This window comes from Mycobacterium celatum (assembly GCF_002101595.1).
In the GTDB taxonomy this organism is placed as follows: domain Bacteria; phylum Actinomycetota; class Actinomycetes; order Mycobacteriales; family Mycobacteriaceae; genus Mycobacterium; species Mycobacterium celatum.
In genome coordinates this window covers 32,402-52,282 of the sequence record NZ_LQOM01000048.1, presented here as the reverse complement: position 1 = coordinate 52,282, position 19,881 = coordinate 32,402, and the positions used below count along the sequence as shown (strand labels likewise).

The 19,881-nt window shown below is 68.4% G+C and carries 21 protein-coding genes and 3 pseudogenes; 6 read left to right on the top strand and 18 right to left on the bottom strand.

What is annotated here, in order from left to right:
- Positions 1-3 precede the first annotated feature (3 nt).
- From miaA to AWB95_RS20675, 5 genes are all read right to left on the bottom strand, one after another.
- Positions 4-906 (bottom strand): tRNA (adenosine(37)-N6)-dimethylallyltransferase MiaA, encoded by a 903-nt coding sequence (gene miaA / locus AWB95_RS20695; protein ID WP_062541605.1) that lies wholly within the window; start codon positions 904-906, stop codon positions 4-6.
- Positions 903-1,589, bottom strand: coding sequence for a class III extradiol ring-cleavage dioxygenase family protein (locus AWB95_RS20690; protein WP_085168590.1), 687 nt, complete (start codon positions 1,587-1,589; stop codon positions 903-905). Before AWB95_RS20690 ends, miaA begins: the two co-directional genes overlap by 4 nt.
- Position 1,590: 1 nt before the next feature.
- Positions 1,591-2,508 carry a DMT family transporter gene (locus tag AWB95_RS20685; protein ID WP_085168589.1) on the bottom strand — a complete coding sequence of 306 codons (918 nt, stop codon included), beginning with the start codon at positions 2,506-2,508 and terminating at the stop codon, positions 1,591-1,593.
- 10 nt (positions 2,509-2,518) lie between these two features.
- Positions 2,519-3,463 carry a DMT family transporter gene (locus AWB95_RS20680; RefSeq protein WP_169714724.1) on the bottom strand — a complete coding sequence of 315 codons (945 nt, stop codon included), beginning with the start codon at positions 3,461-3,463 and terminating at the stop codon, positions 2,519-2,521.
- A 125-nt stretch (positions 3,464-3,588) separates the two neighbouring features.
- Positions 3,589-4,464: a DMT family transporter gene (locus AWB95_RS20675; RefSeq protein WP_062540018.1), complete on the bottom strand. Its 876-nt coding sequence runs from the start codon at positions 4,462-4,464 to the stop codon at positions 3,589-3,591.
- A 225-nt stretch (positions 4,465-4,689) separates the two neighbouring features.
- Between AWB95_RS20675 and AWB95_RS20670 the strand changes: the two genes are divergently transcribed.
- Positions 4,690-5,994 (top strand): DUF349 domain-containing protein, encoded by a 1,305-nt coding sequence (locus tag AWB95_RS20670; RefSeq protein ID WP_085168588.1) that lies wholly within the window; start codon positions 4,690-4,692, stop codon positions 5,992-5,994.
- Positions 5,995-5,997: 3 nt separating this feature from the next.
- Here AWB95_RS20670 and AWB95_RS20665 read toward each other — a convergent pair whose 3' ends face one another.
- Entirely contained in the window at positions 5,998-6,576 is a 579-nt protein-coding gene (locus tag AWB95_RS20665; protein WP_062540006.1) for an Rv2732c family membrane protein, read from the bottom strand.
- A complete protein-coding gene (miaB, locus tag AWB95_RS20660) occupies positions 6,573-8,024 on the bottom strand; it encodes a tRNA (N6-isopentenyl adenosine(37)-C2)-methylthiotransferase MiaB (RefSeq protein ID WP_062540007.1) in 1,452 nt (483 codons plus the stop codon). The genes AWB95_RS20665 and miaB overlap by 4 nt, the downstream gene beginning before the upstream one ends.
- A gap of 54 nt (positions 8,025-8,078) precedes the next feature.
- Here miaB and AWB95_RS20655 point away from each other — a divergent pair, with 54 nt between their 5' ends.
- From AWB95_RS20655 to AWB95_RS20640, 4 genes are read left to right on the top strand one after another with little or no spacing between them, the layout of a single operon-like run.
- Positions 8,079-8,807: an amino acid ABC transporter ATP-binding protein gene (locus AWB95_RS20655; protein WP_169714723.1), complete on the top strand. Its 729-nt coding sequence runs from the start codon at positions 8,079-8,081 to the stop codon at positions 8,805-8,807.
- A gap of 9 nt (positions 8,808-8,816) precedes the next feature.
- On the top strand, positions 8,817-9,605 hold the full coding sequence (locus AWB95_RS20650; RefSeq protein ID WP_062540009.1) for a glutamate ABC transporter substrate-binding protein: 789 nt from the start codon (positions 8,817-8,819) through the stop codon (positions 9,603-9,605).
- Positions 9,602-10,282 carry an amino acid ABC transporter permease gene (locus tag AWB95_RS20645; protein ID WP_062540014.1) on the top strand — a complete coding sequence of 227 codons (681 nt, stop codon included), beginning with the start codon at positions 9,602-9,604 and terminating at the stop codon, positions 10,280-10,282. The genes AWB95_RS20650 and AWB95_RS20645 overlap by 4 nt, the downstream gene beginning before the upstream one ends.
- Complete coding sequence (locus AWB95_RS20640; RefSeq protein WP_062540015.1) at positions 10,279-11,166, top strand: amino acid ABC transporter permease; 888 nt, start codon at positions 10,279-10,281, stop codon at positions 11,164-11,166. The genes AWB95_RS20645 and AWB95_RS20640 overlap by 4 nt, the downstream gene beginning before the upstream one ends.
- Before the next feature lie 91 nt (positions 11,167-11,257).
- Here AWB95_RS20640 and AWB95_RS20635 read toward each other — a convergent pair.
- Positions 11,258-11,410 (bottom strand): annotated as a pseudogene (locus tag AWB95_RS20635) (type II toxin-antitoxin system VapB family antitoxin); the annotation flags it as partial.
- A 120-nt stretch (positions 11,411-11,530) separates the two neighbouring features.
- Positions 11,531-11,896 carry a helix-turn-helix domain-containing protein gene (locus tag AWB95_RS20630; RefSeq protein ID WP_062540010.1) on the bottom strand — a complete coding sequence of 122 codons (366 nt, stop codon included), beginning with the start codon at positions 11,894-11,896 and terminating at the stop codon, positions 11,531-11,533.
- 46 nt (positions 11,897-11,942) lie between these two features.
- Between AWB95_RS20630 and AWB95_RS20625 the strand changes: the two are divergent.
- Positions 11,943-12,191 (top strand): annotated as a pseudogene (locus AWB95_RS20625) (DUF4345 family protein); the annotation flags it as partial.
- A gap of 38 nt (positions 12,192-12,229) precedes the next feature.
- On the opposite strand, the gene recX reads toward AWB95_RS20625, so the two are convergent.
- The 9 genes and pseudogenes from recX to AWB95_RS20585 all read right to left on the bottom strand — a co-directional run bounded on the left by recX (position 12,230) and on the right by AWB95_RS20585 (position 19,859).
- Positions 12,230-12,760, bottom strand: coding sequence for a recombination regulator RecX (recX, locus tag AWB95_RS20620; protein ID WP_062540012.1), 531 nt, complete (start codon positions 12,758-12,760; stop codon positions 12,230-12,232).
- Positions 12,726-15,077: an intein-containing recombinase RecA gene (gene recA, locus AWB95_RS20615; RefSeq protein WP_062540013.1), complete on the bottom strand. Its 2,352-nt coding sequence runs from the start codon at positions 15,075-15,077 to the stop codon at positions 12,726-12,728. Before recA ends, recX begins: the two co-directional genes overlap by 35 nt.
- Before the next feature lie 162 nt (positions 15,078-15,239).
- The gene (locus tag AWB95_RS20610) at positions 15,240-15,950 is read right to left on the bottom strand and encodes a Clp protease N-terminal domain-containing protein (RefSeq protein ID WP_085168587.1); all 711 of its coding nucleotides are present in this window, start codon (positions 15,948-15,950) and stop codon (positions 15,240-15,242) included.
- A 39-nt stretch (positions 15,951-15,989) separates the two neighbouring features.
- A complete protein-coding gene (locus AWB95_RS20605; protein ID WP_085168586.1) occupies positions 15,990-17,177 on the bottom strand; it encodes a PPE family protein in 1,188 nt (395 codons plus the stop codon).
- A gap of 46 nt (positions 17,178-17,223) precedes the next feature.
- Positions 17,224-17,754: a PE/PPE C-terminal domain-containing protein gene (locus tag AWB95_RS23990; RefSeq protein ID WP_346223239.1), complete on the bottom strand. Its 531-nt coding sequence runs from the start codon at positions 17,752-17,754 to the stop codon at positions 17,224-17,226.
- An 18-nt stretch (positions 17,755-17,772) separates the two neighbouring features.
- Positions 17,773-18,066: pseudogene (locus tag AWB95_RS23885) on the bottom strand (PE family protein); the annotation flags it as partial.
- Positions 18,054-18,338 (bottom strand): PE family protein, encoded by a 285-nt coding sequence (locus tag AWB95_RS20595; protein ID WP_085168584.1) that lies wholly within the window; start codon positions 18,336-18,338, stop codon positions 18,054-18,056. The gene AWB95_RS20595 and the pseudogene AWB95_RS23885, both read right to left, overlap by 13 nt.
- Before the next feature lie 149 nt (positions 18,339-18,487).
- Positions 18,488-18,682 (bottom strand): DUF3046 domain-containing protein, encoded by a 195-nt coding sequence (locus AWB95_RS20590; protein WP_085168583.1) that lies wholly within the window; start codon positions 18,680-18,682, stop codon positions 18,488-18,490.
- 10 nt (positions 18,683-18,692) lie between these two features.
- Entirely contained in the window at positions 18,693-19,859 is a 1,167-nt protein-coding gene (locus AWB95_RS20585) for a glycosyltransferase (protein WP_085168582.1), read from the bottom strand.
- Positions 19,860-19,881: the final 22 nt, after the last annotated feature.

Genomic DNA, 19,881 nt, shown 5'->3' with positions numbered 1-19,881 from the left:
AGCTCAGGATACGTGCCGCCAGGCCCGTACCGCGTCGTCGACGGTGCAGGCGGCCGCGTCGAGCCAGTGGATGCGGTGGTCCCGGCGAAACCACGAGCGCTGCCGTCGCACATAGCGGCGGGTGGCAATAAACGTGGGCTCCCGGGCGGCGTCGCCGGTGCCGCCCGCGTCGAGGTCGGCGACCACCTGGGCGTAGCCCAACGCCCGGGAGGCGGTCACGCCGTCGCGCAGCCCGCGGCCCAGCAACCCGACGACCTCGTCGACCAGGCCGGACGCGAACATCGCGTCGGTGCGCCGGGCCAGCCGCTCATCGAGAAGCTTTGTGTCGCAATCTAATCCGACGATTGCAGTGTCCCATCGGGGTGTCCCGATGTCCGGCGCCGACGCCGCGAAGGGCTGCCCGGTGAGCTCCACCACCTCCAGCGCCCGCACGATGCGGCGACCGTCCGACGGCAGGATCGACGCCGCCGCAGCCGGATCGCGGCGGGCCAGCTCGGCGTGCAATCCGGCGGGGCCTTCTTCGGCCAGCCGCCGCTCCCATTTGGCCCGCACCGCCGGATCGGTCGCCGGGAACGTCCAGTCGTCGAGCAACGACTGGACGTACAGCATCGACCCGCCGACGATGACCGGCACCGCTGAGCGGGCCGCGATCTCCTCGACGTCGGCGGCGGCCGCCTGCTGATAGCGGGCGACGGACGCGGTTTCGGTGACGTCGAGGACGTCGAGCTGGTGGTGCGGGACGCCGCGGCGTTGCGCCACAGGCAGTTTCGCGGTGCCGATGTCCATCCCGCGGTAGAGCTGCATCGCGTCGGCGTTCACGATCTCACCGCCGAGCTGCTCGGCGACGTCGAGCGCCAACTGCGACTTGCCGGTGCCGGTCGGCCCGACGATCGCCAGCGGCCTCACGGCTGCCAGACGCCGGCGAAGTAGCCCACCCCGTAGGGCGCTCCGCGGTAGAGCTCCTTGGCCGATCGCGGCGCCGGCTCGGCGAGCCCCGCCAGCACCTGGAACGCCACCCGGCCGACGGCCCGGTCGGGCAGCTGGGCCAGCGCGGCGAGGTCGCCGGTGGCCAGCGCCTCGTCGAGCCCACGCTGGACGTCGACGTCTTCGGGGTGGTGGCCGCCGGGCGCGGCGGGGGTCAGGGTATTGGCGCCATCGGCGAGGACAAGCACGCCGATCGGGTCGGCGTGCTGCTCCAGCTCGGCCCGCAGTTGGCGCCCGCAGGCCCGTGCCGCTTCGGCGCCGAGGCCGGCGGCGTAGACCCGCACTTGCGCGCGCGCGTCGGGCTGGGCCTGCCCGCGCACCCAGCCGGTGAACAACGCGCACAGCGGCAGTTCGGTTGGTGTGCCCTGCGCTTCGGGTGAGAGTCGCACCGGCACGTCGACGCCGAAACCTGCGAACGTGCCCACGCTGTCCGGTCCGAAGACGACTTCCGCCCCGCCAACGCCGACCGCGACCCACTGCGGGGGCAGCGCAGCTGCTGCCGCGATCACGGCAGTCCGAACGTCGGCGACCTCGTCGGCGGCCGTCCCGGCCAGCTGGGGAACCAGCACCGGCGCCGACGGGACGATCGCAATGGCGCCCAGCACGCTAGCGCCCCAGGGGCGCCGTGGGCTCGGGCGTGCTCGGCACGTCGCGGCCGGTGCCGGCGGCGATGGTGGCGGCCTCGCCGCGGGCCAACGCCACCGTCGCGACGATGACCATGGCGACGGCCGCGGTCAGCACGAAGCCTTCGGCGCCGTCGATCCGCAGCGACTCGCCGAGCACGGTGACACCGAGCGCCGAGGCCACAACGGGCTTGGCCACGGTGATCGTCGGCAACGAGGCGGTCAGCGCGCCCGCCCGAAACGCCGACTGCTGAAAGATCATCCCGGCCAGCGCAGCCGGTATCCAGGCGTAGAACTCCGGCGCCCGCAGCACCGCCCCGAAGCCGCCTTCGAGCACCTCGACGACTCCCTTGGTCAGCACCGCGAACAGCGCCAGCGACGAACCCGCCACCACTGCCAGCAGCACCGCCGACGCAGGACCGCCCGACCAGATCCGCGCTCCCAGCACGCACAACACCAAAGCCGGGCCCATCACGATGGCCACCACAATCCAGGTTTCCAGCGACGCCCGCGACTGGCCGGCGGTCGGGTCCCCGACGAGGACGACCACGGCCAGCGCCACCGCCAGCAACGCCGCCCACGTCCATTCCCAGCGCGTCACCCGGTGATGGGTAAACCGCGCGTAGATCGGCAGGGCGAACAGCAGCGCCGTCACCTGCAAAGACGTCACCAACATGACCGACGCCAGCGCCAGCGCCCCGGCCTGCAGCGCGTAGTTGGCGACGGCGCCCGCACCGCCCAACCACCATCGGGGATCGCGCAACGACATGCCGAACAGCTCGAGGTGGCCGACCTGTTTGTCGGTGATCTCCTGTGCGGAGCGCTGACGAATGACATCCCCGAACGCAGATGCCAGCGCGGCGCACAGCGCGATCAGCGCTGCAAGATCGGTTCTCCACATTGCTGCCACTCTATTGCGCCGAGCCAAGCGGGGTACCGGCCGTGCCCGCCCCCACCGGTCGGTAAGCGCTCCCCGTCGCGGTCGGCTGCGAATCGCCGCCCGCCATCGTCGCTGCCTCCCCGCGGGCCAGCGCGACCGTCGCGACGACCACCACAAGCACCGACGCCGCCAGGGCAAGCATCTCCGGGCCGTCGGCGTCCAACGTCTCGCCGAGCAGCGTGACCCCGAGTACCGAAGCCACCGCCGGCTCGACCACCGTCATCGTCGGCAATGAGGCGGTCAAGGCGCTGGCCCGAAACGACGACTGCTGAAACACCGTGCCGATCAACGCGACCGCGACCCAGGCGTACAGCTCCGGCGCGCGCAACAGGGTCCCGAAGCCGTCCGGCAAGACGTCGACGACGCCCTTGGTCAGCACCGCGAACAACGCCCACGACGACGCGGACACCAGTGCCAGCAGCACCGCGGCGACCGGGCCGGCCCAGATCCGCGCCGCCAGCACACACAGCACCAGCGCGGGGCCCAGTACCGCGGCCGCCACGGCCCAACTTCCCAACGAGGCCCGCTGGTAGCCCGCCGCCGGGTCCCCGACGGTGACGAAGACGGCGACTGCGCCGGCCAGCAGAACCGCCCACATCCACTCCCGCCGCGTCACCGGTTGACCGGTCAGCCGCGCGTTGACCGGAAGCGCGAACAGCAGCGCGGTCACCTGCAGTGCCTGCACCAGCACCACCGATCCCAGGCCCAGTGCCACGGCCTGCAGACCGAAACTGGCGGCGGCCGCCACGCCGCCCACCCACCACCGGGTGTCGCGCAACGACATGCGGAACAGCTCGAGGTGGCCGACGGGTTCGTCGGTGATCTCCTGCGCGGAGCGCTGACGGATCACGTCCCCGATCCCGGAGATCAGCGCTGCGAGAAGCGCGAGCACCGCCGCGATATCGACGTACGTGATGGGTGGACCCCCTCGCGGTGTGCGGGTTGCTGTTGTCTGCCAGTGTCACAAAAGGTTGCCGGAACTGGGGTGCATTCGCGGCCCGGGCGTGTCGTCTGACTGAAATCCGTTGTGCGCCTTGATAACTACGCGGGTTGTTGCTCGGGTGCTGTGGCTGCAGCCTCGCTGTAGGCCAGTGCAACGGTGGCCGCCGCCATCACCACGACCGCTGCTGCCAGCGCGACGAACGCGGCCCCGCCGGTGTGCAGCGTCTCGCCGAGCACGACGACGCCGAGCACGGCCCCCGTGACCGGTTCGGTGACCGTCATCGTCGGCAGCGACGCCGTCAGTGCGCCCGCCCGGAACGCCGACTGCTGCCAGCTGGTGCCGGCCAGGGCGACCAGCCCCAAGGCGTAGAGCTCGGGTGTGCGCAGCAGCTCGCCGACGCCGTGCGGAATCTGGCCGACGACGCCCTTGGTGAGCACCGCGAACAGGCCCCACAGCGAACCCGACACCACCGCCAGCAGGACCGCCGCCACCCGGCCACCGATCATTCGGGCGCCGATCACACAGGCCACCAGCGCCGGCCCCAGCACGGCGGCCACCCACGCCCAGGTCTCCCACGTCGCCCGCGACTGCCCGGCCTGTGGGTTGCCGACCGTGACGATCACCGCCACTCCCGCTGCCAGCAGCGCCGCCCACACCCACTCCCAGCGAGTCACCGCGCGACGGGACAGCCGTGCGCTGACCAGCAGCGCGAACGGCAGGGAGCTGACCAGCAGCGCCTGCACCAACAGCACCGAGCCCAGACCCAGGGCGGCCGCCTGCAAAGCGAAGCCGCCCGCGGATATCAGGCTGCCAAGCCACCAGCGCCGATCGCGCAGCAGCTTGGCGAACAGGCCGATGTTGCCGACGGGTTCGTCGGTGACCTCGTGCGCCGAGCGCTGATGAAGGACATCGCCGATTGCGATGAACAGCGCCGCACCCAGGGCAAGCAGACTGGCGATATCCGCGTCTGCCATGGGTCTCTCCTCGTCGATATCCGGTCACGGTGGCGGGTAGATACCCACTGTCACATGGCGTCCTAGCCAAGGTTGGCAACAAAAAGGTGGCGGCGCGCCGCCCGCCGAGCTGCTTCAATACTGGTGGGGAACCCTGGGGATGTCTCCGGGAGGCATGGCAGGCGGCGCCGCAATGCGCGGCAGGTGCGCGGGATGAACCCGCGCGAAGGGTAGGTGACGGTGTAGATGGCTGACGAGTCCCGCAGCAACGAATCCAGGCCGGTGCCCCGGCCCGGGCCGCGTCCCGGCCCTCGACCCACCCCCCACCCCGTGATAGCGCCGCTGGCCACCGATCCACGCCGGTTCGGCCGCGTCGACCCCGACGGCACCGTGTGGCTGATCAGCTCCTCCGGTGAGCGGGTGATCGGTTCCTGGCAGGCGGGTGACCCGGAGGCCGCATTCGCCCACTTCGGCCGGCGATTCGACGACCTGAGCACCGAGGTCGCGCTGATGGAGGAGCGACTGGCGTCGGGCACCGGCGATGCCCGCAAGATCAAAGCCCACGCCGCGGCGCTGGCCGAGACGTTGCCGACGGCAAGCGTGCTTGGTGACGTCGACGCGCTGGCCGCCCGGCTGGCCGCCATCGCCGAACACGCCGACGCGGTTGCCGCCGCGGAACGCGCCCGGCGCGAGGAGCACCGCGCCGCCCAGACCGCCCGCAAGGAGGAGCTCGCCGCCGAAGCCGAGGAGCTGGCCGCCAACTCGACGCAATGGAAAGCCGCCGGGGACCGGCTGCGCGCGATTCTCGACGAGTGGAAGACGATCGGCGGGCTGGACCGCAAAACCGACGACGCGCTGTGGAAGCGCTATTCGGCGGCTCGGGAAACGTTCAACCGGCGGCGCGGATCGCATTTCGCCGAGCTGGACCGGGAGCGCGCGGGCGCCCGCGAGGTCAAAGAGCGGCTGTGCGAGCGGGCCGAAGAGCTGTCCGAGTCCACCGAGTGGAGCGCCACCAGCGCCGAGTTCCGCAAACTGCTCACCGAGTGGAAGGGCGCGGGCAGGGCGCCCCGCGACGTCGACGACGCGCTGTGGCATCGCTTCAAAGCCGCCCAGGACACGTTCTTCAAGGCGCGCAACGCCGCGACGGCCGAACGGGACGCCGAGTTGCGGGCCAACGCCGCCGCCAAAGAGGCGCTGCTGGCGGAGGCGGAAAAGATCGACACCAGCAATCTGGAGGCCGCCCGGGCGGCGCTGCGGACGATCGCGGAGAAGTGGGATGCGATCGGCAAAGTGCCGCGGGAGCGCTCGGCGGAACTGGAGCGACGGCTGCGCGCTGTCGAGAAGAAGGTGCGTGAGGCCGGCGAGTCGGACTGGGCCGATCCGCAGGCGCAGGCCCGCGCCGAGCAGTTCAAGGCCCGCGCCGAGCAGTTCGAGCGCCAGGCCGCCAAAGCCGAGGCCGCTGGGCGCGACAAGGAAGCCCAGGAAGCCAAAGCCAACGCCGAACAGTGGCGGCAGTGGGCCGAAGCGGCAGCCGAGGCGCTGAAGTCCTAGGCGCTACTCGGTCTCCTCGTCGTCGAGGGTTTCCAGCAGCGTCCGGGATTGCTTTTGTGCCGCGGCGCGGCGGCGCTGCTCTTCGGCGGCGAGTTGCACGATCGTGCGTGACCACACCACCCGGGTCCAGTGAAACGTCAACGCCATCACGGTGATCCACGCCACGATCAGGCCGATGCCCGGACCGGGATGCCCCGCCGCCACCGTCTGCCGAGACCACACCGCCAGGAGGCCGACACCGCTGGCCAGCGCGGAGCCGGCCAGCGCCACCCAGGCCAGCGCCCAGCGCCGGGTCAGCAGCGCCAGCATCGAAAAGCCGACACCGAACACCAGCGTGAGCCAGGTGAATACCCGCGACGGCAGCGCCACCGCGGCGTCAGCGGAGCCGTGACTGCCGAACAGCACGTCCCAGCCGCGCACGTCGCCGGTGTGCGGCAGGATGAACGACGCCAGCAGGACGAAGACCAGGATTGATACCACCAAAGCCCTTGCGCCCGGCTCGATTTCGCGGGCGATGCGGCGTTCGGCCGCCTCGATGTCGCCGCGGAACGCGTCGAAGTCGCCGTTGTTCTTGGCGTTCATCGTCGCACCGCAGGCATTCCCAAACTTACTCCGCGCGGGGCGCTTTCGTGAGCGTCGCCGGCGCGGGTGCGGCGGTGGTTCAGGATCTGGCCGTCGGCGATCAGGTGATGCGGCGCGGCGTCGGTGACCACTGTGGTGACGATATCGCCCGGACGCACCTGGTTGGCGCCGGGCGCGAAGTGCACTAGCCGGCCGTCGCGGGCGCGTCCGCTCATCCGTGCGGTGCGGGCGTCCTTGCGGCCCTCGCCGGTGGCGACCAGCAGCTCGACGGTGCGCCCGATCTGGGCGCGGTTCTCCTTGAGCGAGATCTTCTCCTGCAGCGCGACCAGTCGCTCGTAACGTTCCTGCACAACGGCTTTGGGCAGCTGTCCGTCGAGTTCGGCGGCCGGGGTGCCGGGGCGCTTGGAGTACTGGAAGGTGAACGCGGCGGAGAACCGGGCCTGCTTTACGACGTCGAGCGTGGCGGCGAAGTCCTCCTCGGTCTCGCCGGGAAAGCCGACGATCAGGTCGGTGGTGATCGCGGCGTGCGGCATGGCCGCCCGGACCCGGTCGATGATGCCGAGGTAGCGCTCCGCGCGGTACGACCGGCGCATGGCTCGCAGGATGCGGTCCGAACCGGATTGCAGCGGCATGTGCAGGGCCGGGCAGACGTTCGGGGTTTCCGCCATCGCCTCGATGACGTCGTTGGTGAACTCGGCCGGATGCGGTGAGGTGAACCGCACCCGTTCCAACCCGTCGACGCGTCCGCACTCGCGCAGCAGCTCGGCAAACGCACCCCGGTTACGCGGCAGGGCCGGGTCGGCGAACGAGACGCCGTAGGCGTTGACGTTCTGGCCCAGCAGGGTGATCTCCAGCACACCGTCGGCGACCAAGGACCGGATTTCGGCCAGGATGTCGGCCGGGCTGCGGTCGACCTCCTTGCCGCGCAGCGACGGCACGATGCAGAACGTGCAGCTGTTGTTGCATCCTACTGAGATGGAAACCCAAGCGGCATAAGCAGATTCGCGCGCGGTGGGCAGATTCGACGGGAACTCCTGCAGCGCCTCGGCGATCTCCACCTGCGCGACGCGGTTGTGCCGCGCCCGGTCCAGCAGCGTGGGCAGCGAGCCGATGTTGTGGGTGCCGAAGACGACGTCCACCCACGGCGCCTTGCGCAATACGGTGTCGCGGTCCTTTTGCGCCAGGCAGCCGCCCACCGCGATCTGCATGTCCGGGTTGGTCCGCTTGCGCGGCGCCAGGTGGCTGAGGTTGCCGTAGAGCTTGTTGTCGGCGTTCTCCCGCACCGCGCAGGTGTTGAAGACGACGACGTCGGCGTCGGCGCCGTCGGGCGCGCGCTGGTAGCCGGCCGCCTCCAGCAGCCCGGCCAGCCGCTCGGAATCGTGCACGTTCATCTGGCAGCCGTAGGTGCGGACCTGGTAGGTCCGGCCTGCTAGCGCCGTCGAAGTCACGGGGCCATGGTACGGCGACCAGTAAGGTCACAGCGCATGGAGGCCACCGGGCCGATGATCTCGTTGCGCGGGGTCAACAAGTATTTCGGCGGTCAGCATGTGCTCTCGGACATCGACCTCGACGTCGGTCGCGGCCAGGTGGTCGTGGTGCTGGGGCCGTCCGGGTCCGGCAAGTCGACCCTGTGCCGCGTCATCAACCGGCTGGAGACCGTCGACTCCGGCACCATCGTGATCGACGGCGTCGAGCTGCCCCCCGAAGGTCGCGCGCTGGCCCGGCTGCGCTCCGAGGTGGGCATGGTGTTCCAGTCGTTCAACCTGTTCGCGCACAAGACGGTGCTGCAGAACGTGATGCTGGCGCCGATGAAGGTGCGCAAGCTGTCCAAGGCCGAGGCCCGCGACACTGCGATGGCGCTGCTGGAGCGCGTCGGCGTGGCCGACCAGGCCGGCAAGCACCCCGCGCAGCTGTCGGGTGGTCAGCAGCAGCGGGTGGCGATCGCGCGGTCGCTGGTGATGAACCCCAAGGTGATGCTGTTCGACGAGCCGACCAGCGCGCTGGATCCGGAGATGATCAGCGAGGTGCTGGCAGTGATGACTTCGCTGGCCGCCGACGGTATGACGATGCTGGTCGTCACCCACGAGATGGGTTTTGCGCGGCACGCCGCCGACCGCGTCGTGTTCATGGCGGACGGGGCGATCCTGGAGGACGGCGAACCGGCTGCCTTTTTCGAGCACCCGCAGACGACCCGTGCGAGAGACTTCCTCGGGAAGATCCTCAACCACTAGAAGGTCACCATGCTGCGGCTTGTCGTCATTGCGCTCGCGGTGGTGGCGCTGGCCGCAGGGTGCGGTGGTGGCAACGGCGGCAAGATCGTCGTCGGCGTGAAGTTCGACCAGCCCGGGCTGGGGATGAAGAACCCCGACGGCACGATGAGCGGGTTCGATGTCGACGTGGCGCGCTACGTCGCTCGCCAACTCGGCTACTCGACGGGCGACATCGTGTGGGTCGAGGCCCCGGCCAGGCAACGCGAGATGCTGATCCGCAATGGCCAGGTCGACTACGTCGTCGCCAACTATTCGATCACCGATGCTCGCAAGAAAAAGGTCAGCTTCGCTGGGCCGTATCTGATCGCCGGACAGAGCTTGCTGGTGCGCGCCGGCGAAGCCGGCATCACCGGTCCACAGTCGCTGCAGCGCAACAAGAAGCTGTGCTCGGTCGCGGGTTCCACAGCGGCGCAGCTGATCAGGGACCGGTATCCCGGTGTTCAGTTGCAGCGCTACGACACTTATTCGGCCTGCATCGAAGCGCTGAAGAACGGTGCGGTCGACGCGGTGAGCACCGACGACGTGATCTTGGCCGGCTACGCCGCGCAGAACCCTGGCGCCTTCAAGCTTGTCGGGAAGCCGTTCTCCACCGAGAAGTACGGAATCGGGTTGAAGAAGGACAACACGGCGCTGCGCAACAAGATCGACGACGCGATCGAGAAGATGGAGCGCGACGGGTCGTGGAAAGCGGCCTTCGAGAAGAACTTTGGGGCGTCCGGTCTTGCGATACCGAAACCACCCAGGGTCGATCGGTACTGACCGTGTTCAACGAGTATCGCGAGCAGATCTTCACGGCGTTCGGGGTCACTGTGGAATTGAGTCTGCTGTCGGCTGTCGGCGCACTGATACTCGGGACGACGCTGGCCGCCATGCGGCTCGCGCCGGTGCCGGTACTGAACTGCATCGGCGCTGTGTACGTCAACCTGGTCCGCAACACCCCGCTGACGCTGATCATCCTGTTCTGCTCGTTCGGGCTGTCCCAGACCCTCGGTGTAACGCTGGCCGATTCGGCGTCGCCGACGTCGATCGACGACAGCAATTTCCGGTTGGCGGTACTCGGATTCACCGTGTACACCGCATCGTTCGTGTGCGAGTCGGTGCGTTCCGGGGTTATTGCGGTGCCGTTGGGCCAGGCCGAAGCGGCGCGATCGCTGGGGTTGACGTTCGGCCAGAATCTGCGAATCATTTTGTTGCCACAGGCTTTTCGTGCGGTCATCGTCCCACTGGGGTCGGTGCTGATCGCATTGACCAAGAACACGACGATCGCCTCGGCGATCGGGGTCGGCGAGGCGGCGCTGCTGATGAAATCGATGATCGAGAACACCGCCGCGCTGATCAGCGTGGGCGCCATCTTCGCGATCGGGTTCGTCGTCCTGACGCTCCCGCTGGGACTGCTGTTCGGTTGGCTGGGCCGACGGTGGGCGGTGGGGCGGTGACGGGCGCGTCGGTGCTGTTCGATGCACCCGGCCCGCGCGGACGGCTCCGCAACCGGATCGCGTCAGCTGTCACGGTTGCTGTTGGGGCGCTGCTGGTTTGGCTGGTGTATTCGCGGCTGGACGCCAAGGGGCAGTTCGACGCCGAGAAGTGGACACCGTTCCTCACCGCTAACCTCTGGAAAACGTATGTGCTGCCAGGGGTTCGGGGCACGCTGACGGCGGCGGGCTGGTCGATCGTGCTCGCACTTGGCCTCGGCGTCGTGCTCGGCGTGGGCCGGTTGTCGACGCTCGCGGCGATCCGGTGGCCGTGCGCGGTCGTGGTGGAGTTCTTCCGCGCCATTCCGGTGCTGATCCTGATGATCTTCGCCTACTTTTGCTACGCAGCTTACGACGTCGTTCCGGGCCGGCAACTGGCGCTCGCCGGCGTGGTCACCGGCTTGACGCTGTACAACGGCGCGGTGATCGCCGAGACCGTGCGCGCCGGGGTGAACACGCTGCCGCGCGGCCAGTCGGAGGCTGCGGCGGCGCTCGGTTTGCGCTGGACCCAGACCATGCGTCTGGTCCTACTCCCCCAGGCAATCACTGCGATGCTGCCGGTGCTGGTGTCGCAACTGGTGGTGGTCCTCAAGGACACCGCGATCGGGTACCAGATCACGTTCGTCGAGATGGTGCGCCAGGGGACCGTGGTGGGCTCGCAATACGGCAATTTCCTTCCCGCACTTGTGGTTATCGCCGCATTGATGATCGCGGTGAACATGGCACTGTCGGGTGTCGCATTCGCAATCGAACAACGCCTGCGCCGCACCCGCCGGCCGCCGCTGGAGGCGGCGACCATCGAGCCGGAGGGTGCGCCGGGTGCTCCGGTGGTGCAGGCGGCAGGCTAGAGCGGTCAGGCCGCGGAGTGAATCAAGTCTGGGCAGACTTCTCGTCGGCGCGCGCCGCGAGCCAGCCCTCGTAGTCCCAGTGCTTCGCGTGCTCCCGCGAATGCGTCAGCGCCTCGATGCGCTGGAACCGCTCGACATAGTCGCGCACCGCGAGGTTCACCGCTTCCTCCTTGCTGTGCACGCCAGCGATCCGCATAACCGCGGCCAGCACTTCGCCATCGAGGTCGATCTGTATCACCGACACGACCACCTCCCATGCTGGTGATGTACGCGTCAAGCAAGCATATATAGCCAACGTGGGAGACCGGGCGGACACCAACCCGGGTGTTCTTCACCGATGCCAACAAAGTGGCCAGCGAAGTACTTATCGGCCGCGCCTGAGGACGTTCGATTGCGAAGAATCCACTTGTGACGCATGCAAGTTGAGACTGCGTACGTCCGCCCCGGCCGCCAGCAATTTGCTCGGCGTCAAGCCAAACATGTCGTGGAAGGTGTCAGTGAAGTGCGACGGACTAGCGAAGCCCGCATCCATGGCGGCACTAGTGAGGTCTCGAAGTTCGAGGTACAACAACGCAGCACGGAGCATCCTCGCCCACATCCGATATCTGCGGAAACTTGTCCCCGTTTCCAAGCGAAACAGGTGCAGGAACCGAGAGACGGACAGCCCGGTTTCCACGGCGAGCGCGCTCGCGGAGAATGGCGGATTCGTCTGCTCTTGCAGTCGTTGCATCGCTGCGAAAATGCGCACATCTGCGGGGTGATCGCCCCAGACCCGCTCCGAGGTCAGGGCCGTCTACGGCGGATTCGGTATCGCAATGGGCACCGCGCTTCTCGTCGCCTTGTCCGATGCGCACCTTCGGCCCGGAGTCCTGGTGACCGTCGGATCCGCACTCGCCGGAATGGCAGCGGGACGTATCCTGTCACGCTTGGTCGATGCTTCTACGCCACTGTTTCCCGTGTGGCTCTACTTTCTTCTCGAGATCACCTGTGCGAATGCATCTTTTGTCGCAGCGATCATCGGCTGATGGTTTGTGCAGCAACGTCTTCGAGCACGAGTGCCGAACTAGACCCGGCGGCGCTCCCGTTCGGCGGCCAACTCCGTGCTCACCACGTCGTAGGCCATGTTCTGGCCGTAACCACGGCGCGCCAGCATCGCCACTAGCCTGCGGCTGACCCGTGCATCGTCGTCGTTGTTCAGCTGCTCACGACGCAGCCGGGCCCGCACCAGCTGCTCGGCCCGCTCCCGCTCGGCGGCGGGTTTGATGCCGTCGAGCACCGCGGTGATCACGTCATTGTCGACGCCCTTGGTGCGGAGCTCAGCGGCCAACGCCCGCTTGCCTTTTCCCGCGTTTACCCGTCGCGAGTGCACCCATTGTTCGGCGAAGTCGACGTCGTCGACCAGGCCGACGGCGGCCAGCCGGTCCAGTACCCGAGCGCTGACGTCGTCGGGGTATCCGCGTTTGGCCAGCTGGCCTTCGAGTTCGGCGCGGGTGCGCGACCGCGCGGTGAGCAGGCGCAGGCATAGCGCCCGCGCCTGCTCCTCGCGGGCCGGCGCCCCGTCAGAAGTCGACGGGGGCGGGCAGGACTTCGTCATCGGTAACCACGGCGCCAATGCCGAGCTTTTCCTTGATCTTCTTCTCGATCTCGAGGGCCACGTCGGTGTTTTCCATCAGGAAGTTTCGGGCGTTCTCCTTGCCCTGACCGAGCTGCTCCCCCTCGTAGGTGAACCAGGAGCCGGACTTTCGGATGAAGCCTTGATCCACACCCATGTCGATCAGCGAACCTTCGCGGCTGATGCCCTTCCCATAGAGGATGTCAAACTCCGCCTGTTTGAAGGGGGGCGAGCAGTTGTGCACGACAACCCCTTCCGCGACAAGGTTATGGAGTTCCTCGACCTCGAGGTCGAACGTCCGTACTCGCCGCGTTGGCAGCACTTCCCGGATCACCGAGTACCGGAGTTCTTCCGCCAGCACATCATGCAAAAACTTGTCATCCAAAGCATCCGCGAGCGCCTGCACACGGTCCCTGCGGAGACGGCTGGCACCGAGGACCTGCTTCATACCGCCACGAGGATCCCCAGCACCTTCACCGATCATGGCCGCGGCCTCTTGCGCGGTTACACCGCGTTCACCAAGGTAGTTGATCACGGCATCGGCCGTCTCCGCCGACAGATATGTCGCCTGTGATCCACGCCGCCGTCCCTGCATGGCTTCCGGAATGGCCTTTGTAAGAGCCATACCACGCGGCCCCCACATGGGAACTGCCTCGGCGAAAGCTGCGACGTTCTCCATACCTGCGATCCGGACTTCGAACACTTGGCGCTTGCTCTGGACTCGTCGCCCGTTGACGATGCTAGGCCGCCTCTGAGTCGGGTCGTAATCTCGAACAGTGCTCACGATTCCGAACCGCAGTAGCAGCCAATGAATCTGGTGCGCAAGCTGTTCAGAGGTCGTCGTGTAACCGACTCGAATCGCTCCGGTCTGTTCCCAGCTCACCCAGCCGTCACTTTCGAACAGGCCGAAGAGCAGATTCCCAGCGATATCGGCGGCTATATCCTTCTCGAAGAACCAGTTCGGAATTGTCTTCTCCCATGCGAGCTTCCCGTAGATACCGGCCTGCCGACAAAGCTCTAGGACACCGTTGCGTTCGCCGGGCCGATGAGCGATCGCAAGTGATATACGCCCCTGCGGATGGGCCGCACAACCGAGCGTCGCAGCGATTCGCGCCACGTCGTCAATGAGTGCCTGCTGAACATTGATGAAGTTGACTGGAGTCTTAACTCCCACGTAGCCATCCCCGATCAGATAGCCGAGCAGCCGTGCATGGTCCGCCGAAATTGGCGCACCGTCACCGAATCCATCGAAACGCCGCGGTTGCGCCACCCGGTCTCCCTTGCGGAGCTCCCCGGCCTGACGCCAGCCGTACTCTGTCAGCACCTTGTGATCGGGTGTCGCCCACACGGTTGTGCCACCGGCGATCCGTAACCCGATCACATCCTGCGTTCCCTGGTCGAACCAGGACACCACGGGCCGCGCGTGCAGCGTTCCATCCTTGGCCGCAGACACGACGTGGATCTGCTTGCGGCCGTCTACAACATCTTCGATTCGATGCGTCGTACCGGTGACAGGATCGAAGATCCGAGTGCCTTCGGCGAGGCACTTGTTCTTTACCACCTTGACCCGAGTGCGATTACCGACCGCGTCGGTGCCGTCCTTGAGGGTCTCAATTCGCCTGACGTCCAGGCGAACTGAAGCGTAGAACTTCAAAGCCTTTCCGCCCGTTGTTGTTTCGGGCGAGCCGAACATCACACCGATTTTTTCTCGTAGCTGGTTGATGAAGATCGCCGTAGTTCCCGAATTGTTCAGCGCGCCAGTCATTTTCCGCAGCGCCTGGCTCATCAGTCGGGCTTGCAGTCCGACGTGGCTGTCGCCCATCTCGCCTTCGATCTCGGCACGAGGCACCAGTGCGGCCACCGAGTCGATGACCAGGATGTCCAGCGCGCCGGAGCGGACCAGCATGTCGGCGATCTCCAACGCCTGCTCACCGGTGTCGGGCTGGCTGACCAGCAGCGAGTCGGTGTCCACGCCGAGCTTCTTGGCGTACTCGGGGTCCAGCGCATGCTCGGCGTCGATGAACGCCGCGATGCCACCGGCGGCCTGGGCATTGGCCACCGCGTGCAGGGCGACGGTGGTCTTACCCGAGGATTCCGGGCCGTAGATCTCGATGATCCGGCCGCGGGGCAGGCCGCCGAGACCCAGGGCAACGTCCAGTGCAATCGACCCGGTCGGGATGACCGAGATCGGCTGACGTACCTCGTCGCCGAGGCGCATCACCGAACCTTTGCCATAATTCTTCTCGATCTGAGCCATCGCCAGCTCGAGAGCCTTCTCGCGGTCAGGGACCTGTGCCATGTGCTTCTCCTGTAGTCGGTGTTCGGTTGACCGGTATCGGTCAATTGGCCATGACGCTAGAGAAGGGCACCGACAAGACGGCCTGACCAGCGTCGCAGCGTTCGAACAAGCCCCAGAGTAACGAACGTGTGTTCGAGAGCAAGGAGGCGCGCCGAATGCGCGTCAGGCGTCGGCTTCCGACGGCGGGGGTGCCGCGCGGCGCACGATGTCATTGAGGCTGTCGCGCAGCGCTTGCCACACCGTGACCAGACTGAAAGCAGCCGGCAGCTCACCCGGAATCGCACCCGGCTCGTCGAGCTGGTCACCAAGCGCGGCGACGGCAGCGCGGGCCAGCTCGACCAGCGCCGGGTCGGTGACCTCGAGCGTGAGCCGGTCGTCGGCAACGCGGATGGTCATGGCGCGACGCCCCTCCTCCGCAGGCCCGTGCTCGGCCGGCGGCGCCTCCCGAAGGACGTCGAGGACGGCCGCGCGGACCCTCGACAAGTCCCCTACCCGCTCGGCGAGGACTTGCGCGCCAAGCCCGTCGGGCGCGTCGAGCAATCCGAGCAGGATGTGCTCGGTCCCGATGTACGGGTGATCCAACGCGAGGGCCTCGCGCAGCGAGTTCTCCAACGTGCCCTTGCCGCGCGGCGTGAACGGGATGTGCCCGCTGGCCTGCTCAGTGCCGGCACCGACCCGGTCGATGACCGCTCGGCGAACCGAATCCGCCGAAACGCCTAACGCGGCCAGCGCATGTGCAGCCACCGTGTCGGGACGGGCCAGCAACCCCAGCAGGAAATGTTCGGTGCCGATGTGGTCGTGTTGCAGTTCGCGTGCCGCCTCCTGGGCGAGAACAACTGCGCGACGTGCCGCATCGGTGAATCGCTCGAACATTCACCCATCATGCCCATGCCGGGCATAAAGGGTTGCGGATCAGACCACGACCGACTTAGGCATGACCGTGGGCTTGAAGCCGTAACGCGGCGCGCCGAAGCCGAAGCCGCCGCGACCGGCCGAGGCCACCGCCGGCATCCCGGCCGGAACGGTGGCTACCGGGGCGGCTTCTTCTGCCGCAGCCGTCCACCCGGTGCCCGCCAGCGTTGGCGAACCGGTGCCTGCCGGCGTCGCCGCCGACCAACTGGCCGGCACCGACAACCTGCCGACCGAGGAAGCCTGACCCAGTCCCGCCGACACCGGCGCCCCGGCCAAGCCGGCCGATACCGGCGCCGCACCGAAACCGGCCGAGGCCGCCGGCGCGGCCGCCGCGGGTGGCGCCATACCCGCTGCGCCGCCGACAGGACCGAGTCCCGCACCCTCGGCATTTGCCAGGCCGACCCCGGCCGAGATGCCGGCGAACATGTTCCACGCCGCGATGTTGCCGGCCACCTGCGAGTAGGTCTGGATCGAGTTCCAGATTCCGATGTTCTGCGTCGAGTTGATGAAATCAGAAAAGAAGCCGCCCGGCGAAGCGGCCGATGCCTGCAGCGGGGAGGCCAGCCCTCCCACCGCGCTGGGTAACGTGGAGACCAGCTGCGACAGGCCGGACTGTGTGCCCGCGCCCGAGACCGCGGCAGCCTGGCCGGCCAGCCCTGCCGGGTTCGTGTTCGGGGTCGGGGCCGTCAGCGGTTGAAGCATTCCAGCGCTGGCCGAGGCTGCCGCGTAGCCGTACATCGCGGCCGCGTCTTGGGCCCACATTTCGGCGTAGTGGGCCTCGGTGGCCATGATCGCCGGCGTGTTCTGCCCCAGAAAGTTGGTCGCGACCAGTGCCGCCCACTGAGCGCGGTTGGCCGCGATCACCGGCGGAGGCACCGTCATCGCGAAGGCCGCTTCGAAGGCGGCTGCCGACGCCATCGCCTGGCCGGCCGCGTGCTCTGCGGCCGCCGCTGTGGAACTCATCCACGCGACATAGGGCGCCGCGGCGGCGGCCATCGACGCCGACGCCCGGCCCAGCCACTGTCCGCCGGTCAGCCCGGTGATCACCGCCTGATACGACGACGCCGCAGAACCCAATTCGGCGGCCAGGCTGTTCCATGCGGCCGCGGCGGCCATCATCGGCCCCGCCCCCGCGCCAGCGTACATCCGTGCGGAGTTGATCTCAGGGGGCAATGCTGCAAAATCCATCTGTTCAATCCCATTCTTTGACAAGCGATTTGGTTGTCGGCAAGCGCTAGACGACTGCCGGCTTGGGCATCACGGTCGGCTTGACGCCGTAGCGGGGCGCCCCGAAGCCGAAGCCGCCACGCTCGGCCGACGCCACCGCCGGCATCCCGGCCGGCATGGTGGCCACTGGCGTGCCTTGTGGGGCGGGTGCGGTCCAGCCGGCCCCCGCCACCGTCGCCGGGGCAGGGCCGGCCGCCGCCGCGGCTTCCCCGGCCCAACTCGGCGGCACCGACATGGCGCCGACCGAGGAGGCCCGGCCCGCAGCCGCCAGCACCGGCGCAGCACCGACGCCGGCCGGAGCCGGCGACCCGACCGCTCCTGCCGCCGGTGCACCGACGCCCGAAGCGGCGGCCCCGGCACCTGACGCCTCGGGGGAACTCAGTGCCCCGGGAGCGAGGAAGCCGGAGCTGCCCAGCTGCAGCAGGTCCGACGCCGCGGAGCCGAAATTGCCCACCTGCATGGCCCCGAGAATGGCGCCGTTGCTCGCCGCAGCGGGCAGGAGCCCGTACTGACCCTCCCCGGTGAAAAAGCCGAGAATCCCCGAACCCGGTGCGGCCGCCGCGGCCGCGTTGGCGGCCTCCGTGGCACCGTACGAACCGGCGCTCGTCGCCAGGGTGTTCACGAACATCTCGTGGATCGCTTGGGCTTGTGCGCTGACGGACTGGTAGAGCGTGCCGTATGCCGCGAACTGCGTCGCCTGCAGCGCCGACACCTCATCGGCCGCGGCGGGGATCACGCCCGTGGTCGGGGCCGCAGCAGACGCGTTCTGGGCGGCGACCCCCGAGCCGATACCTTCCAGTTTGCCCGCGGCAGCGGTCAGCGCTTCGGGCGCGGTCGTCACGAAAGACATGACTTCTTCTCACTCATAGCTGCACCCGCCGACATGAGAGCCGTGAACATGTGATGGATCGCGGCCGCCTGCGCGCTGACCTCCTGATACGTCGCGCCGTGCACGGCGAATTGCGTTGCGGTCAGGGCCGACACCTCGTCGGCGGCGGCCGGAATCAGCCTGGTTGTCGGGACGGCGGCGGCCGCGTTCCCAGCGGCCAGTGCCGAGCCGATCCCCTGCAAATTGACAGCCGCCGCTGCCAGGGTTTTCGGCTGAATAGTTGCCAAAGGCATAACGCTCCTCCTCAATGATGTTGGGTACCAACCCGATTCAGAGGTTAGGCCGCGCTAGCAGGCGATTGTGACAGCGGAGTTAACCGATACGGGTTCTTGACGGAAGGGATGCCAATCCTTACGGATTTTTAACGGGTGCCGGCAAGCCCTCACCACTGCTCGCGGGGAACGTCGAAGTCGACGCACAGTGCCCGCCACACGTCGCGCGGGTCCACCCCGTCCTCGATCGCCTGCGCGGCGGTGCGCCCGCCGAACCCGCTCAGCACATGATCGGTCAGCACCGAGGCGCCGTAGGCGGCGCCGAATCGCAAGGTGACCCGCTCGTGAAACTCCGTCAGCCGCACCCGCTACAAATTACCCAGCGAGCGCTTGGCGACACACCTGCACCGGATCGGCAACCTCGGCAATGCTGGCCGCGGCCCGTCGGGCGGCCTCGCGGTAGCCGGGCGTCGACAACACCTCACCGACCGCGGCGACCAGCGCCTCGGCGGTCAGCGGCCGGATCAGTTTCCCGCTGCCCTGCCGCGCCACCCGATTGGCCATCTCCCACTGGTCGCCGCCACCGGGGACCACCACCAGCGGCACGCCGGCGAGCAGCGTCTTGGCCACCATCCCGTGCCCGCCGCCGCACACCACCAGGTCGGCGTGTGCCAGCAGCGCGTCCTGGCGTCCGAGCCCGACGACGGCCCAGTCCGGCACACTCAGCTCGGGGCCGTTGAGCCGCGACACCACCACCCGCGCGTCCGCGGGCAGGCCCGCTCCGGGCACCAGGCAGTCCAGCGCGGTTTGCGCCATCCCGCGCGTCCCCGTCAACGCCGTCGACGGTGCCACCACCACGACCGGCCCGGATCCGGGCGGGATCGGCAGCACCTGGTCGGTCGGCTCGAAGTGCAGCGGCCCGACCAGGACGGCTTCGGCCGGCCAGTCCGGGCGGGGCACCTCCAGCGCGGGCAGGGTGGCGATCAGCCGCCGCAGCGGTCCCGGGTCCCGGGCCGGCAGGCCGATTTCGACGCGGACCGCCGCGCGCTGCTTCAAACCGGCGCGCCAGGACCGCGCGGTCAGCGCCCGCATCACCGAATCGCGCAGCCGGCCGCGGATTCCGGTGCCCGGCGCCAGGCCGCTGCCCAACGGCGGCAGGCCCTTCGACGGCAAATACAGGGGATGCGGGTTGAGTTCGATCCACGGGATGCCCAACAGTTCGGCGGCCATCCCGCCGCAGGCCGTGATCACGTCGGACACCACCAGGTCCGGAGCCAGGTCGCGCAGCGGGCCGATGTTGAGCACGGCCATTCGCGCGGCGCGCTGGTGGATCTTGGCGCCGGCGTCGCGGTCGTCGTCGGCGTCGGTGGGGTCGAGCCCGGCCAGCTCGACGGCCTGCACGCCGGCGGCGCGGGCGGCGTCGAGCCATTCGGTTCCGGTGAGCAGTACCGGCGTGTCGCCAGCGGCAATGAGCCGTTGGCACAACGCGATCGCGGGAAACGAGTGCCCCGGGTCCGGCCCGGCGACGACGGCGACGCGCATGGACCTACCGTGCCACAGCTAC

What these genes read in the sequence shown, in the direction of transcription:
- AWB95_RS20685 (WP_085168589.1), bottom strand. Translation starts at nt 2,508, where the DNA reads ATGTGGAGAACCGATCTTGCAGCGCTGATCGCGCTGTGCGCCGCGCTG.
- AWB95_RS20675 (WP_062540018.1), bottom strand. Translation starts at nt 4,464, where the DNA reads ATGGCAGACGCGGATATCGCCAGTCTGCTTGCCCTGGGTGCGGCGCTG.
- AWB95_RS20670 (WP_085168588.1), top strand. Translation starts at nt 4,690, where the DNA reads ATGGCTGACGAGTCCCGCAGCAACGAATCCAGGCCGGTGCCCCGGCCC.
- AWB95_RS20665 (WP_062540006.1), bottom strand. Translation starts at nt 6,576, where the DNA reads ATGAACGCCAAGAACAACGGCGACTTCGACGCGTTCCGCGGCGACATC.
- AWB95_RS20655 (WP_169714723.1), top strand. Translation starts at nt 8,079, where the DNA reads ATGATCTCGTTGCGCGGGGTCAACAAGTATTTCGGCGGTCAGCATGTG.
- AWB95_RS20650 (WP_062540009.1), top strand. Translation starts at nt 8,817, where the DNA reads ATGCTGCGGCTTGTCGTCATTGCGCTCGCGGTGGTGGCGCTGGCCGCA.
- AWB95_RS20630 (WP_062540010.1), bottom strand. Translation starts at nt 11,896, where the DNA reads ATGCAACGACTGCAAGAGCAGACGAATCCGCCATTCTCCGCGAGCGCG.
- recX (WP_062540012.1), bottom strand. Translation starts at nt 12,760, where the DNA reads ATGACGAAGTCCTGCCCGCCCCCGTCGACTTCTGACGGGGCGCCGGCC.
- recA (WP_062540013.1), bottom strand. Translation starts at nt 15,077, where the DNA reads ATGGCACAGGTCCCTGACCGCGAGAAGGCTCTCGAGCTGGCGATGGCT.
- AWB95_RS20610 (WP_085168587.1), bottom strand. Translation starts at nt 15,950, where the DNA reads ATGTTCGAGCGATTCACCGATGCGGCACGTCGCGCAGTTGTTCTCGCC.
- AWB95_RS20605 (WP_085168586.1), bottom strand. Translation starts at nt 17,177, where the DNA reads ATGGATTTTGCAGCATTGCCCCCTGAGATCAACTCCGCACGGATGTAC.
- AWB95_RS20595 (WP_085168584.1), bottom strand. Translation starts at nt 18,338, where the DNA reads ATGCCTTTGGCAACTATTCAGCCGAAAACCCTGGCAGCGGCGGCTGTC.
- AWB95_RS20585 (WP_085168582.1), bottom strand. Translation starts at nt 19,859, where the DNA reads ATGCGCGTCGCCGTCGTCGCCGGGCCGGACCCGGGGCACTCGTTTCCC.